Origin of the sequence: Mycobacterium arosiense ATCC BAA-1401 = DSM 45069 (genome assembly GCF_002086125.1) — a bacterium.
Classification (GTDB): domain Bacteria; phylum Actinomycetota; class Actinomycetes; order Mycobacteriales; family Mycobacteriaceae; genus Mycobacterium; species Mycobacterium arosiense.
Genome location: NZ_MVHG01000112.1, coordinates 1 through 14,645, shown reverse-complemented (window position 1 = coordinate 14,645; position 14,645 = coordinate 1). Strand labels below are relative to the sequence as shown.

General features: G+C 61.7%; 10 protein-coding genes and 2 pseudogenes. 5 read left to right on the top strand and 7 right to left on the bottom strand.

Translation table 11 applies throughout. The features are described from left to right. Positions 1–193 precede the first annotated feature (193 nt). Positions 194–403: an aldehyde dehydrogenase family protein gene (locus tag BST14_RS31215; RefSeq protein ID WP_245845724.1), complete on the top strand. Its 210-nt coding sequence runs from the start codon at positions 194–196 to the stop codon at positions 401–403. Further along, positions 400–600, top strand: a complete 201-nt coding sequence (locus BST14_RS31210) for an aldehyde dehydrogenase family protein (protein ID WP_245845721.1) — start codon at positions 400–402, stop codon at positions 598–600. The genes BST14_RS31215 and BST14_RS31210 overlap by 4 nt, the downstream gene beginning before the upstream one ends. A gap of 79 nt (positions 601–679) precedes the next feature. Here BST14_RS31210 and BST14_RS25525 read toward each other — a convergent pair. From BST14_RS25525 to BST14_RS25505, 3 genes and pseudogenes are all read right to left on the bottom strand, one after another. After that, a pseudogene (locus BST14_RS25525) lies at positions 680–987 on the bottom strand (transposase); the annotation flags it as partial. Between the two features lie 34 nt (positions 988–1,021). Continuing rightward, complete coding sequence (locus BST14_RS29820) at positions 1,022–2,407, bottom strand: hypothetical protein (RefSeq protein WP_142279604.1); 1,386 nt, start codon at positions 2,405–2,407, stop codon at positions 1,022–1,024. After that, positions 2,404–2,979, bottom strand: coding sequence for a hypothetical protein (locus tag BST14_RS25505; protein WP_083067095.1), 576 nt, complete (start codon positions 2,977–2,979; stop codon positions 2,404–2,406). The genes BST14_RS29820 and BST14_RS25505 overlap by 4 nt, the downstream gene beginning before the upstream one ends. A gap of 2,305 nt (positions 2,980–5,284) precedes the next feature. On the opposite strand from BST14_RS25505, the gene BST14_RS25500 reads away from it, so the two are divergent. Next, complete coding sequence (locus tag BST14_RS25500) at positions 5,285–5,896, top strand: TetR/AcrR family transcriptional regulator (RefSeq protein WP_083067094.1); 612 nt, start codon at positions 5,285–5,287, stop codon at positions 5,894–5,896. Between the two features lie 378 nt (positions 5,897–6,274). Here the strand turns inward: BST14_RS25500 and BST14_RS25495 are convergent, their stop codons facing one another. The 4 genes and pseudogenes from BST14_RS25495 to BST14_RS25480 all read right to left on the bottom strand — a co-directional run bounded on the left by BST14_RS25495 (position 6,275) and on the right by BST14_RS25480 (position 9,907). Next, positions 6,275–6,889, bottom strand: coding sequence for a TetR/AcrR family transcriptional regulator (locus BST14_RS25495; protein ID WP_083067093.1), 615 nt, complete (start codon positions 6,887–6,889; stop codon positions 6,275–6,277). A gap of 9 nt (positions 6,890–6,898) precedes the next feature. After that, positions 6,899–8,449, bottom strand: a complete 1,551-nt coding sequence (locus tag BST14_RS25490) for an amidohydrolase family protein (RefSeq protein ID WP_281252829.1) — start codon at positions 8,447–8,449, stop codon at positions 6,899–6,901. 213 nt (positions 8,450–8,662) lie between these two features. Continuing rightward, a pseudogene (locus BST14_RS25485) lies at positions 8,663–8,869 on the bottom strand (IS21 family transposase); the annotation flags it as partial. 696 nt (positions 8,870–9,565) lie between these two features. Beyond that, the gene (locus tag BST14_RS25480) at positions 9,566–9,907 is read right to left on the bottom strand and encodes a nuclear transport factor 2 family protein (RefSeq protein WP_083067090.1); all 342 of its coding nucleotides are present in this window, start codon (positions 9,905–9,907) and stop codon (positions 9,566–9,568) included. 2,066 nt (positions 9,908–11,973) lie between these two features. Between BST14_RS25480 and BST14_RS25475 the strand changes: the two genes are divergently transcribed. Continuing rightward, positions 11,974–12,204, top strand: a complete 231-nt coding sequence (locus tag BST14_RS25475) for an MbtH family protein (protein WP_083067099.1) — start codon at positions 11,974–11,976, stop codon at positions 12,202–12,204. A gap of 51 nt (positions 12,205–12,255) precedes the next feature. Next, on the top strand, positions 12,256–14,645 hold a 2,390-nt coding region (locus tag BST14_RS25470; protein WP_142279602.1), incomplete at its 3' end, for a non-ribosomal peptide synthetase.

Below are 14,645 nucleotides of genomic sequence, written 5' to 3'. Positions count from 1 at the left end.
GACTAGAGCCAGGCCACCGGACCAGGGGGTCAAAATTCGGATGCCGCGCCGGGGTCAGTTTTCAGGCGCCGCCGACACACGTCCGGGCCCGAGGTCACGCTGCGCATCGGCATGGCGAAGAGGCGCACGGCCTTAGCCGGAACCTGCGAACACATCAACCCCCTGCAACGGGTTACCCGACGCGACGATCCCTATGGCCGGTGCCACCGAGATCGACGAGGCCGCAGCCATCCAGATTGCCGTGGGGTGGACCCGTTACTACACGGGCTGGGCTGACGAGATCACCGGCGAGGTGACCGGCTCCCTACGCGCCCACGGTGAGTTCGCCTACACCTTGACTCAGCCGTACCGTGTGATCGGGGCGATCATCACCTGGAACGCCCCCTTATTTCGCTGGGCATGAAAGTGCCCGCCGCGCTCGCTCGTCGCGCTCACCGCGTGGCTGAAGCGCTCGAGACGGGAGAATTACTCGTCAGTGGCGCCCCGGACCTGTCCGTCCACCGATCGTTCGCAGGCATCGGCATCAGCGGAATGGGTAAAGAGGGCGGTCGAGAAGGACTGGCCGAGTTCCTGAGCATCAAGACCGTCAGCATCGCGTGACGTGATCGGAACTCGATGACCGGAACTGACTTGGCTACACCAACATTCGGTCTGCATCCGCTTCGAGGGGTATTCGAACTCCGGCGGCGCGGTGATGGTCGTAGAACGCTCGCGCGCTTGGGCTAGTGTTGATGGCGCCGAGGGCCCATTGGTCGATGGCGTTGTAGAGCCAGCGATTACGGACACGCCGGGCCAAGATGGCGCGCTTCTTGCCGGAGGCGACGGTCAGTGCTGTTCCGGCGTAGTCTCTGCGAGACTTGGCGGTGGTGTATCGGTTCGAGTCGTCCCCGAACTCACCGAGCACCCGGGCGCCAAGATGACACCGAGTCCTGGCAGGGAGAGGTTGACGTCGGCGTCGGGGTGTGTCACAAAATGTGTGACAAGTTGCCTGGTCTATTCGACAGAATCACTGGCATAAATGTCACGGTGACATATTGCCGGCGGTGCAGTTGGAACTGCGCAACTGCTGTGCAGTGGGTCGCCACGGATGTTCGTTCAACATGGCGGTGACCACCTCAATAACCTCGGCGTCCCGGCTATCTCGACGGCCGGCCAGCTGCTGGGCGGCGATCGAAATCCGCTGTAGTAACGCACCATAAGCACTTGCGGCAGCCGCGGCATAGCTGTGAGCGGCCTGCACCTGTTGCGCACCGGCATACCGCGCGGGCAGACCGCGCAATTCGTGAGCCAGATCCCAGGCTTGTTGCTTGGCCGTGTGCACCAAGATACGAACACGTTCAAGGTCCGCCGGTTGCCGCGATTGCCCACCCTCCGGTAAACCGGCCTCGAGCATGTAACCAATATCGCGCACCGTCGCCAACGCATCTTCAATCGGTCCCGTGTGTGCCCGCAGTTCCGCGGTAGGGATAGGAACACTCAACGAAACCCCAGGCTGCCTGGTGTCGACGAGAACGCCAGCCTGGGCGTCCACGCGAGCCCGCGCGACCTTATCTTGGGCGGCCTGCCGGGCGGCCGCAACCTGCCGCTTAGCCCGATCATGTGCAGCAGCCACCCGCGACTCTGCCTCGGTCTGGGCCTGCCCAATCTCGTCGCGCGCTTGGGCGATCGCAGCCTCGGCGTCCGCGCGCGCCCGCGCAACCCGTCCTTGCGCCGCCTGGCGGGCGGCGGCGACCTGTTCCTCGGCCTGGCCGCGTGCTGCGGCTAGCTCGGTGGCGTGGTCGGCGTGAGCTTGTTCGAGCTCGCCGCGCAGTTCGTCAAGGGCTTGTTGGGCTGCTGCTCGTTCGTCGGCGCGCTCGGCGAGCCACTGTTGAACGTACGCTTCTGCGGCGCGGGCCTTTTCGCGTGCGGCAGCTACCATGGTGGCGGCGTCGGCGCAGACCTGTTCAAGCGGGCCGCGGATCTGTTGAAGGATCTGCTGTTCGGCCGCGCGTTCCTCGTCGGGTTGTACGTCCGCGTGCGCGCTGGGGGTTCGGACGATGCGGACACGTTCGCGGGCGGCCGCGGCCGCGCGGGCGGACTGCTGAGCTTCATCGCGGGCCATTTGTGCGGCCGCTTGGGCGTCACGCGTGTCCTCTTCGGCTTGACGTGCTTGGCGTTCGGCGGCAGCCTGCAGCTGCTCTGCTTCGGCTAGCTGCATCACCGGCGAAGGTCGCTTGCCTCCGGGACCCAAACGGGTGCGATGTTCAACGAGTTCGCGCTCACTCATCGCGGCGATTGCGGAGATCTCTGCTGGTGGAGCGTTTCTGTGCTGCTCAGCAGCGGCGAGTGCAGCCAAGGCGGCGCGTTTGGTCAACGCGGCCCACTCGTGGACATCGAGGGTCTCGATGCGTTGCTGCAAAGTTGTCATCCGCGTTGAGCCCTAATGGCGACCTTTTGTGCTGGCACAAGGGGCGTTTCACGCGCGGGGGCCTCCGGTGTGTGGGGAGCCGGCTCAGAGACGGCTTGTTCAGATTCGGTGTCTGCAGCAGGTGAATATTCTTCGGTGAAAGCAGACAGCGCACTGCCTTGTTTAGCCAGCACCAGCGAGAACTCCTTGAGCTCCACCGCCGCTGCTGTTGCCAGCGTCGCGTCATCAAGCTGCTGCGCGTCACGGAGCAAGCCCTGAAGGACCGTCAGTGCTAACTCTGGTCCAAATCCCAAGGTGGCGTACTCGCTGGCGGTAGGTTCTCTGCTGCCTTTGTCGACCACCCATGCCAGCCGCTCACGGCATTCTTTGACAGCGGCTGCGTGTCGGTCAATGTCGCGAAGCTCCCTGTGGTGACGTTCTTGTTGCTCGAGGTGCAGGCGGTGGCGTTTGGAGGCCTGCCGTAGGGCGAACGCCGCGACAATTGCCACCACGATGGCGGCCAATAGGGTTGCAGCGCCGCCGAAACCGCCCGACAGCAGAAAGTCGCGCGCCGACGGTAATTCCCTATTCATGGTGCGTGTTGACGCAAGTGGTAGGGGCGTCATCGATTGTGGTCGGCATGGGTTCCTCCTGCCTGTCTTGCGTGCGTATTTGTCTAGGAGTCAATGTGATTGGGGCCGATATGGTACTCGGCGTTTGGTTACCAGTAAGAACGTGATTGTCCGCAGTGTTGCCGGAAGCTTCGACATGAACGGCTTTCCGGGGACACCATCGGCAGGCCGCACCGATCTGGTAGCTGCTTGCCGTACGTTAGTCAGGTTTACATTGCAGGATGCGGGCATAACGCTATCGGCGTCGAATAGGTGCTTCGACAACCGGCGTCCGCCCGCGCTGTGCATCGCTGACTGCTTGTGGTGCAAGCAAATTCGCCCTGCACGCTGCCCGACGCATGACTGGACGTCGGCACAGGCTGATAAACACTCATACCGCCAACCGGGCTCAATACCAGGAAACATGTTGAAGGCGTTCAACTGCCAGGTGCGCGACTGCAGGCCACTACCGAGTCGCTGGCCGTGCATGATCGGGCTCCTTCGGAGGATTGGGTGTGCAGCTGGGGTTGCTGCAGTGCCGTTGATGCTGTCGGGTCGGTAGGCAGGGAAGCAGCCCGGTTTTTCGATGCGATCAAAGTCATGTCGACGTTGGCCTACGTTCTCCCGATATCCCTCAAGAGAATCGCATTCGAACCAGTCGTCGTAGCAACCGCGGGATCGCCGCAAGATGTTCGAACGGTGCTATCGCGGATCCCGCCATTGATCAAATTGTCATATCCGTGCTCATCCCAGTGCCCGTACCTCCGTACATATTTCGGCATTAATTGATACTAGCCGCGATAGTAGGGTCTCACGAGGCGATTGTCTAGGCGCATCGACCCGTCGCTTGCGACGGGTACCTCCTCGATGAACCGCCAAAATTTCATCGTTACCGAGAAGTGGAGTCTCTGGGACATGCCGAGCCGGTTCCGTCGTACCTGCCGCCGGGCCGCTGCGCTGCGACATGGGCGACCCACCCCAGTGGCCGTACCTATGAACGTATTTTCGCTGTCGACGCTGCGGCAACCATCGCTCTTCCTCACGCCAACGGTAATAATGATTCTTGTGATTCGCCTCCATCCTTCGGCGCGGGCGTCGTCATAGGCGGGCCGGAACCCGCAGCGGGATGATTTTTCGGGTAGGTGCGAAGCCCGGCTTTCGGGCGGCGTCAGGTCGTCAGCGAGTCGCACCGACGAATTGATGTCGCTGGGTGGCACGGTGTTGCCCTGCGCGGCGACGCGGCACGTGAACCGTGGCTGACCCCCCAGCACGCGCTGGACGTGAGGAAACGGCTGCTCGCCGGCGGTCCGGGCTCAGAAGCCTCCCTTCGCGATCTGCCGCAGCGCGTCCTTCTCCAATGCGTACCGGCCACCAGCCCTTGAGGATGGTGTTTGAGGCGCGAGATCCCTGAGCCGTTTGGCTTCCTCGGCATTCAACCCGCCAGACTGGTTGCTTCACCGGTGATACGTTGCTTGGGAGACACCCAGTTCGCGGCACATCGCCGCGGCCGCTGCGCACCATCGACGACGTCGAGTACCTCACGATGAAGTGGGTGGGCTGGTTCAACAGCCAGCGCTTGCACAGCCCGCTCAGCTACCTCCCGCCCCTAGGAGTGCGAAACCGTCTACTACGCTCGCGCGCAGCGTCCGGCTGGCGACGTCCCACTATGAGCCGGCATCAACTCGAAACGGTTCAGTCAACACCGTCTTGGCTCGGGTGCCGTTGCGGATATTGCCCTGTTCCCGCATCCGGTGGCCAACGACCAGCCTTGCTCCTGGGCCAGCCGCACCAGCTTCAACGCAGTTTGCTGCTCATCGAACTGCCCAACCGACTTCTTATTCGCCGCATCACACAGTGTCGTCGTCACGACACCCTCCTCGCCAAGCATCGCTTAGCGTGTCAGGCCGAAAACACCGTCAGATCCGCAGTCCCAGCGCGTGTACCACAAATGGGCGGTGCGGCAAGTGCGGTGCAGTGAGTGAGACGACGCAGGGCGTTACCGTATCACGGCACACGTTAGGCAGTTAGCTAGCTCCCACCGCGGAACAAAAGAAGGCGGGGCACATTGGGCTGGTCGTTGTTGCGGCAGTTGGGCGTGCCATGGCGGGCCCGTTATGCGTTATTTGCTTACAGCGCTGGCGACTTGGGCTAGAGTTCCATGTAACGCCGTCACATGGCGTTCAGGGACGAGGGGGCCGATGACAGCAAACTCGATCAGCGCGTTGGTGCGTGGCCGTGTTACTCACAGCTGCGGGCATGACCTGTTCGGAACATAGCGCGGTAGCTGATGGATTCATTTGAGACCTTGCGCGATTTGCTCACTGATGAGTCGGCTACCGATGCGATTAGTGAGCGGATCCTGGCCGCCGCCGCGGAGCTGGTCGGACGTCATGGTGATGAACAGACGACGATGGCCGCCATTGCGGAAAAGGCTGGGGTAGGGCGAGCGACGGTGTTTCGCCGTTTTGGCTCCAAGCAGGAAATCCTCGATCGCGCCCTGATGCGAGAATTGCGCATCCTTACGCTGGCACTACAGGACTCCGCAGCGACCGCCGACACAGCAGCCGCTGCGGTGATTGAGTGCTTAGTGTTGACGATGCGCGCTATGCGGAGCCGGCCATTGCTACGGCGGCTGGCCCAGCTCGAACCAGAAAAACTGATTGCATTTATGCGCCTACGCCGCCCGCCGGTGCTCGTGCTCTGGCGCAGCATGCACACATCGATCATGGAATCCTTCGAAACAACACAGCTGGATCCATGGATGCGCTCTGCTCTCGCCGACATGCTCGTTCACCTCACGCTCGGGTATTCGGTGGTGCCGGAGTCGAGCATCGACCTCCAAAATGGTGAGCAGTTGCGGACAGCTCTAGCGTTGGTGGTCACACCGGTTCTCGGTTAGCCTAGATAGTGAGCCCGATACCAGATGCTCACTGGTGCACCCTCGTTGATCGGTGCACCTTTTTGAGGTCGGTGATTTTGGATGCGTGCCGATGCACCCCGCGGCGGCGCCTGGTCACCGCGTTTGGTGCTGGGCGCGTGAGGATGTGTCGTGATCCCTCCCGGTCCGCCCCAGTTCCTGGGGGTCGGATGCCTCAGATTCGGGCCGGGTCGCCGAAATCAGCGATCAGCATTTGTTGTAGTGGGCGGCGATGGGTGAGGTCGCCCTGCTGCTCAATGTGGGCACGGCGGAGGCGGTTGAGGACGCGGGGTTCGTGCAGTCCTTCGGGCCTAAATACTCTCGGCCGCTGGGATCCGCTGAACGTCCCAGTGCTTTCGTTCACGTACCGAAGTTTTCGAGCGCGGGATGGTCAATTCCAATGCCGAGTGAGCCGCCGATGAGTTCGCGAAGCGCCTGAGCGTAGGTGGCCGCGGCATCGGGGTCGGCTCGGTATGTGTCGCGGTATGGGTTGCGGGTGAGCGCAGTCAGTGCATCGAGCAACAGTTCAGCGGTCTGTCGGGGATTGCTCACGGGAAAGCGGGCTGTTACGCGAGCCAACGGCGGGGCGAGGGTGCGGATGACGTCCTCGCTGAACGCCCGAGCTGGTACGTCATTGCCGATGATCACGGTCAGGACAGGAATGAAATCCGCGTGGCGGCGGCGTAATTCTCGCATGCCGTGGAAGATCTCTGTTAACTGCTCGGTCGGTGGGATATCCAGGGCCCCCGCAGCCTCGATGACGATGGCGGCTTCATCCAGGATCACGGTTATCGCTTGGCGGAGGACGTCGTCTTTGGACTGAAAGTAATGGTAGAACCCGCCTTTGGACATTCCCGTCGCTTCGAGCAGGTCGGAGACGGTGGTTTCCGGGTAACCCCGCTGGATAAAGACCTGCTGGGCCGCAGCTACGAGTTCCCTTCGGCGGGCGTCGTGATGTGTTGCGGGCCGCGGCATCCGTGGAGTTTATTCGCGTCGGGCCTTACGTAGCCAGCGGTAACCGGCGGGGCGCCTGGTGATGAAGTTGGCCCATGCGTACGCCAGTGCACCGCGTTTGCCACGGCTGAGGTAGTACAAGATGTCGATCGGACGTGCGAGATAGGGGATGACACCAACCGTCCCGGCGAGAATCACTCGTGAGGCATCGAGGTTGCGCAGCCGGCCGAGCCAGTGCCCTTTAGCGCAAAACAGCACCGTGTCCAACCGCCGGTCGTTTAGCAGAGGGATGCCATCGGGTCGGCGTGGTTCGAAGCGAAGGATCTCGTGGCCGGCTGCGAGTGCGTCGAGGAGTTCGGCGTCGAGAAAGTCGCGAGGACCCTCGAGCGACGCGAAGTCGAGTGAAATCCGGATGCCGTCTACTCCGCGTTCACGCACCCTTGCGAGTTCAGCGCACGAGAATTCTGGCTGGAGCATGTCGATCACCGCGAATCCACTCGTATGAGATTCGTTGTTGTGAAGGATGATACGTTCCCGCGCAGCGGTCCGGTCACCGTGCCAGAAACTCGCGGGAAGCGATTCCAGCCCGGAGGGCGCAGCAGTGTAGGGCGGGAATGTGGACAACTCCGCTGGAGTGCTCCGCGGCGCTGGTCGGTCATCTCGCTGAAAAACGCGGACTGCGTTTGCGCGGAAGATGCCGTCGAGCTGACCCCCATCGAGTCCCAGTCGCTGGGCTGCTCGCGCCCACGCGCGAGCAATCATCGCACCCGCCCTGCGCGCCGCCCAGGGAAAGTCCGAACCGAACGTCACCTGTCCGGCACCGCCGAAAGCCAGGATCGCAGGGATCTGTTCGTCGTAGGCCTTTGATGCGGTGTCCAGAAACACCCGCGGTCGCCAAGCCGCCAGCTCGGCGTCGATGTCTGGTCGTATCGTTCGCAGCCCACGAAGCGCCTCGTCGAGAAGGACTGGCAGTGGTCCGCCGGCGTGCGCGAGCACCCAGGTGATTCGCGGAAAACGGACGTGGCCGCCGACACGCAAAAAGTCCAGCATGGTTCGCGCCGTATCGTTTTGCCATAGATACAGAGGATTCAGCAGTCCTTGCTCGTCGGTGCGCGGACGGCTATTAGGATGCACAAAGACGACCGCGCGGCGAGCGTCCAACGCGTGCCACAGTGGATCCAGGGCGCGGTCGCCGAAGTGGCGGTCGCGCACGTTGGACATCAGCAGAACTTCTCGGGCATCGATTCTCTCGATCTCAGCCAGCGACGCATCAACGTTCCCCTGGGGTAGCGACGCGAACCAACCGAACCGATCTCCATGAGCCGCAACGAGTTCCGCACCTACGTCATTGAGCCGTTGAGCCAGTTCCACCGGGTTAGCGAGATCGTCGACATCCACGCCCGGGGGCACCGACAACCACGCTCGCTCGGTGCCCATCGCGTCCAATGTCCGCAACGACCGCTCAGGACTCCATCGGGGAAACCGGAATCCGCCGACGGCGGTGACGCCGGCGTCGCGTAGCGCCTCCACATAGAACTCCGGCACGGCGTGATGATGCAAATCCCACTTGATGTTGGCCACCACCGCACGATCATCGCATTAACAGACCACGGTCTGCAAATGGTTGGAGCTTGACGTTGCGGAGGACTCACCTTGTCGCGAACCTGCCTGGCGAATTCTTCCCAGCGCCGTCCATCGTCGGGGTCTTCGATATACGAGTCAGATAAGCCAGCATCGAGGGCAGCCCGTCGGCCGACGCGGTTATGGTAGCGGTGGGCTTCTGCTTGGTGGCAGTCATCCGTTACTCGTTTCTGTTGTTGGAACGGTGAAGTCGACGCCGAAGAGGGCGTCGTGGTCGGGCAACGCGCGCAGTGTGACCGGATGTCCATTGGCATGGCGCCGGGCCTGCTCACGACGTCGTCGATCGGCGGCGAACCCGGCACGCAGTTGGGCAGCCGACTCCGCGTGCTCCGCCGCGATGATCACGCCCTGCTTGGCCCAGCCGGCGGATGGCCCGATCGAGTGTGTTAACCACAAGGCTGGAGATAGCCCGTGAATCCATCGACCAACCACGATCTTGCGGCTGAACGCATCGAAAACCGCGGAGCAGTGCAGCCAGCCTTAACGGGTTCGGCGCGGGGTGATGTCAGTGACGACAACTCATTTGGATGGATTCGATGGAACTTGCGGTTGACCAGACCATCAGCAGTGGCCAGCCCGCGTAGCCGTTTGATCCGTACCGGGCCAGTCGGCCCGCAAATGTCGACGGGGGTCATCAAGAGGGTCACGGTGCGTGGTCCTTGGGGACGTAACTGGGTCCGAGTGTTCGGTGTGCGCTTGTGTTTGTACTAATTTTGGCGTGCCACAACGAGGATGAGGCAGCAACGATCGACCGGTGCCCGGGCGTCGACGAGTCGGTCGAGTCGCTCGACGGCGTACCGGGTCGTGCACCACGGTCGACGCCGTCCTGCTTGAGCCACTTTCACAACGTGACCGGGTGAATGCCGAAATCGTCGGCGGTCTGTTGCCGCGACTTGCCGCGCGTACGAGCCCAAACGCCCGAGTTCGAAGCTCGGCCGGCTAAAGAGGTGGCATGGTTCTCAACTTTCGGAAACTCCGCCAATTAGTCACTGGCTTCGAAACTTAAACGGAAGTCAGGTCGAAGCTGTCGCCTATCGGTGCACCAGACCCGTGGTCTCAGAAAGGAGATGTGCGCATGTTGGCTAGCAGCTCGCCGTCGACGTGGAAGGTAATGGCGTTGGGGCTTGTGAGGCCGTCGCATACGACTTCGGCGATGATTACGGCGTCGCCTTCGTCGGTTAGGTAAAAATTTGCCACTCGAAGCTTGACCTGCTGGCCGATGAACTCGTGGTTGCTCCAGGACCGGATGGCGTCGAGGCCGTGGAATTCGCGGCCACAGTGGCTGACATACCCGGTCTTAGGAGAGAATAAGGCAACAAATGCGGCGGTATCACCTTTATTGACTGCGTCGATCGCCTTGCGCACCGGCGCTGGCAGTCGCACTGGGAGGTGACCCACTAGCTCCTCCTTTGTTCACCCCGAAATACTTGACGAAGAGGCGAGCACACGCCCGTGCTCATCGACAGCGCTTTGGTCACTGTCTCTGTGGGGTCAGGCACGCTGCCGTCCCAAGTGCGCGGCCTACCGTCGCCCCTATGGCATCTGGTTTGCGCCGGTATGTGTGCTACTGCTGGGCATTTGAGCGAAATCCTGTGAAAACGCGGCACCGGGTCCCTGGCGGCGTTCGCATCCGCGCGCCTGCCACCAGCTCCTCATCGGGGACCGTGGACATCGATGTTGCTCGTCGTCGCGACCGGCCGGCGCGGAATCGCTTCCTCTGTGTAAGCGTCGCTTCCTTGCGGCCCTGCCGTCGTAGACCGATTCGCGTTCGCCGAAACCGGCGCGGCGACACGGACGTATTGACCAATGCAAGGCCAACCGACCCACTGAGTTCCGCTGGATCCCCATTGGGGGGGCGTATACCGCTGGCAGAAGAGGCCCCAACAGGTCGGTTCCTGCCGTGAGATAACAGTTCATGCGCAGGCCAGTCATCGACAACTCCGGTGTGTCATACAGACGCCCAAACAAGTGACCCCGCCGAGACTCTAACACGGGGATCAGTATCACTGCGACCTCCGTGACGATATGAACCATCGTCACGGAGGCGCTGTTAGTAATGCCCATTCGAGGAGGCGAGCACCGGCACGCCGGACGCGATTGCCAGGGAAGCAGCGGATTTCGCGGAGGCCGCTCCAAACAGGGCAACAAGGGATTCGCGGAAGCGGCCGCGAGGATCCGGTTGCGGCGGACTCCCACGGGCGGATGGGTTTTTTTCAGGCAGATTCGACCGCGGCCGATAAGTCGCGGCTGTCGCAGCGCCTCGTTTAATGCTCGAACAACCGACCCGGCGACGTAGCTCCCCGGGCTGACTCACTCTGGTGGTGCCCCTGAGGCAAGCCATTCCGGATGCTTCCTATCCATGAAGCAGACTGGGCAACCTTGTGAGACGCCAGCAAGAACGCTAGTATCATCACTATCGAATTATCAACGGAGGCAAAACGACACCAACGGGGGTGCGACGGCTGGGATGGGTGCAGATCTGATAGCGATCGCTGGCAAATCCCGCAGACGTCGCGGTGGTTTCTGGCACCAGGTCTGCCAGGACCGGAGGAAGCGGCGCACCGTTCATCTATCTGGCAACGATCGCGTGGTTGCTGCTTTGCCACGACAGCATCAATGGAACCAGGTCAACCACAGCTGTACGCCCCGTCTTTGGACGGCGCCGCTTATGGATGGCCAGCACCTTCGTAGTGATCCGCAACTGCGCCAGTTCGGCTGTATGCGCGTCACTGGTCGGTGCAGGCGCCAAGTCATGGTTTGGCCGCCCTAAAGGACGAATTTGGTTGCGCCACAAGCAACCAGCGGCGCGTGACGCAAGAGCACGGCAACCATCAGCTAGATCGGCGTAGCCTTGCCCCCAAAGTCCGCGCCAAAGCAGTTCACGTAACGCTGCTCCAGTACCTCTGCGGGCGATCGTATCTCGCTGGTGACCAAACGCTCGATGTCGGACGGTTCGAATCACCATGGTGCCGTGGCGAATACGCATGCAAGAGACAGGAGTAACGATGTAGACGATCCCCTTTCGGCAACAAGGACGGGATGTCTTCCGTGTTGGCCAAGGGTGAACAGCAAAGCTCGTTATGGCTCACCGTTCTACGGTGTGCCCTAGTTGGGCACACCGCCGACCGCGGCATGAAGCCGCCACTCGGCACCCCGATGTGGAATCTAGTCAGGCGAACTGGACTGGCATGTGGCCAAAAGCCTTGCAAGATCGCATGGCGGGCGACGTCGCTACCACTGCGATTGCCATCGCCAGATCATTTGCGCTCACGTTCGGAGCCACCGAGCGATGCTGCTGGCCACTGGGTGAGTGCACGCTCGCATATTCGGCAGTGCAGAAAGCACTCATGCGAGCTTCGTCGACGTATCGGACGCTGGACACGAGGGACGAAATCATTCAATTGATAACTAGCAACACGTGATTCGGAAGTTTCAATCACGTCGATTAGATGGTGTGGAGACCGGTGATGATCGATCCGTTTGGCGATGACGGTGGAATTTTCTTCGTATTGGTCAATGACGAGGAACAGCACAGCCTGTGGCCGGCCTTCGCTGATGTTCCAGGGGGCTGGCGGGTCGTTTACGGGAAAGCAGACCGCGCTCTGTGTTTGGACTACATAGAACGGAACTGGGCCGATGTACGGCCGAAGAGGTTGCGCGAGAGGCTGGCCGAGGGCCTGGCCTTTGACGCATGAACCAGCCTTTGGTGCATAAATCGCCTTTGTCCTAGGAGTCTTGTCAAACTCATGGAACTTGATCGCCAGTCGTTGCCGCTCACCCGCGGGCAGCTAGACATATGGCTTTCGCAGGAAACGGCTCACTCCGGTACGGATTGGCAGCTTGGCGTCTCGGTGAGAATCGAGGGCACGGTAGAACGCGATGCCCTCGAGCGGGCGATCCACCACGTGGTGCGAGAGGCAGAGCCGCTCAGGGCCGCCTTTTTCGAGGTGGATGGCCAGGTCTTCCAAAGAGCGATCGATTATTCGGCCGTCAACCTGGCCTTCCATGACTTGAGCTCCTCACGCCATCCCGCGCAGGAAGCCCGTGCGATAGCGTCATCAATCCGACGCACACCGATGCCTCTCGGGGGCCCGCTGTTCAAATTTGCGTTGTTTCAGACACGTCTTGATGAATTTTATTTGTTCGTTTGCTGCCACCATATTGTGGCAGACGGAATCGGGCTTGCTCTTGTTTGCCATCGGATTGCAGCCGTTTATTCTGCAATCGTTTCCGATACCCCAATCCCTGCGGCATTCTTCGGCTCCCTGCAGGACCTGGTCGACTGCGAGCTGGAGTACGAAAGATCCAGCGATTACCTTGAAGATGAAGCCTATTGGGTCAGAAACCTTCCGGCGGAAAATAGCTCGTATCGTCGTGCGCCGCGAGCCGCCAATGAATGCGATCGGGATTCGTCTGACATGCTGGTCCAATTGGACCCCCTGGTCGTTTCCCAGATTGAAGAGCTATGCAAAACGTTGAATGTGTTTCGGTCCTCACTCATCACCGCGGCTTGCGCGCTCCTGTTGCATGGGTGCGGACTTGAGGGTTCGGAGGTGGCGCTGGACTTTCCAGTAAGTAGACGTGTTCGCCCGGAGCTAAAGACATTGCCCGGGATGATTTCGGGCGTTGTACCGCTGGTGTTGAAAGTTTCACCCGAGCTTCCAATTGCTGATTTCTGTGTACATGTCGACACGCGCATACGAGAGGCGTTGCGGCATCAGCGATTCCCAGTGCGAGCGATCGAACACAACAGCGGCTTCCGCCGCTCTGAACAGCCGTCGAATCGGGTGGTTGTCAACCACATTCCGACTGCACGTCTAGGGGACTTTGGTGGTTCTCCGGCATGGGGAACAATGACCCATTCTGGACTGGGAGACCAGTTCGGGCTGTTCTTTTTTAGAGCCGATGATCAGCTTTTTCTCAGCATCTCTGGTGCTGGGCATCTGTCTCCGAACGATTCTGTCTACGACCTAGCGCAGCGACTAGAGCGGGTGTTGGTGGCGATGGCGGCTGACCCGCAGCGGCGGCTGTCGTCGGTGGATGTGTTGGCCGCTGATGAACACGATCTGCTCGATGAGTGGGGTAACCGCGCGGTCTTGAGCCAGTCGGTGGCCCCGGTGTCGGTTCCGGAATTGTTTGATGCGCAGGCGGCCCGCACCCCGGATGCGGTGGCGCTGACGTTTGAGGACCGGTCGTGGACGTATCGGGAACTCGACGAGGCGGCCAACCGGTTGGCGCACGCGCTGATCGAGCGTGGGGTGGGCGCGGGCCAGTGTGTGGCGCTGCTGTTTCCCCGGTGTGCTGAGGCGATCGTGGCGATGCTGGCGGTGCTCAAATCGGGGGCGGCCTACCTGCCGATCGACCCTGCCCTGCCGGGCGCCCGGGTGCAGTTCATGGTGGCCGATGCCGCGCCGGCGGCGGTGATCACCACCGCGGATCTGGCGGACCGGGTGGACGGGTATGACCTGGCGGTTATCGATGCCGACGATCCCGCGGTGGCTATGCAGCCCAGGGTGGCGCCACCGGGGCCGGCGCCCAGCGATGTGGCCCACCTGATTTACACCTCGGGCACTACCGGGGTGCCCAAAGGCGTGGCGGTGACGCAGCATAACGTCGCGCAGCTGTTCGACGACCTGTGGATCAACATCGACTTGTCCGGCGAGCAGGTGTGGACGCAGTTCCACTCGTATGCGTTCGATTTCTCGGTGTGGGAGATCTGGGGCGCCCTGCTGCATGGCGGGCGCTTGGTGGTGGTGCCCGACTCAGCGGCCCGCTCACCCGAAGAGTTCCACGACTTGCTGGTCGGCGAGGGGGTCACGGTGTTGACTCAGACCCCTTCTGCGGTGGGCATGCTGGCCACCGAGGGACTGGACGGGACGGCGTTGGTGGTCGGCGCCGAGCCCTGTCCGCCCGAGGTGGTGGATCGGTGGGCGCCGGGGCGGGTGATGATCAACGTGTATGGGCCCACCGAAACCACCATGTGGGCGTGCAAGAGTCCGCCGTTGACGGCGGGGTCGGGTTTCCCACCGATCGGTTCACCGGTGAGGTGGGCGGCGTTTTTTGTGCTCGACGGGTGGTTGCGGCCGGTGCCGGCTGGGGTGGTTGGTGAGTTGTATGTGGCTGGTGCCGGGGTGGG

Excerpts from the sequence above, each read along its gene's own strand:
- BST14_RS31215 (WP_245845724.1), top strand. The coding sequence starts at position 194 with ATGGCCGGTGCCACCGAGATCGACGAGGCCGCAGCCATCCAGATTGCC.
- BST14_RS31210 (WP_245845721.1), top strand. The coding sequence starts at position 400 with ATGAAAGTGCCCGCCGCGCTCGCTCGTCGCGCTCACCGCGTGGCTGAA.
- BST14_RS29820 (WP_142279604.1), bottom strand. The coding sequence starts at position 2,407 with ATGACAACTTTGCAGCAACGCATCGAGACCCTCGATGTCCACGAGTGG.
- BST14_RS25505 (WP_083067095.1), bottom strand. The coding sequence starts at position 2,979 with ATGAATAGGGAATTACCGTCGGCGCGCGACTTTCTGCTGTCGGGCGGT.
- BST14_RS25500 (WP_083067094.1), top strand. The coding sequence starts at position 5,285 with ATGGATTCATTTGAGACCTTGCGCGATTTGCTCACTGATGAGTCGGCT.
- BST14_RS25495 (WP_083067093.1), bottom strand. The coding sequence starts at position 6,889 with ATGCCGCGGCCCGCAACACATCACGACGCCCGCCGAAGGGAACTCGTA.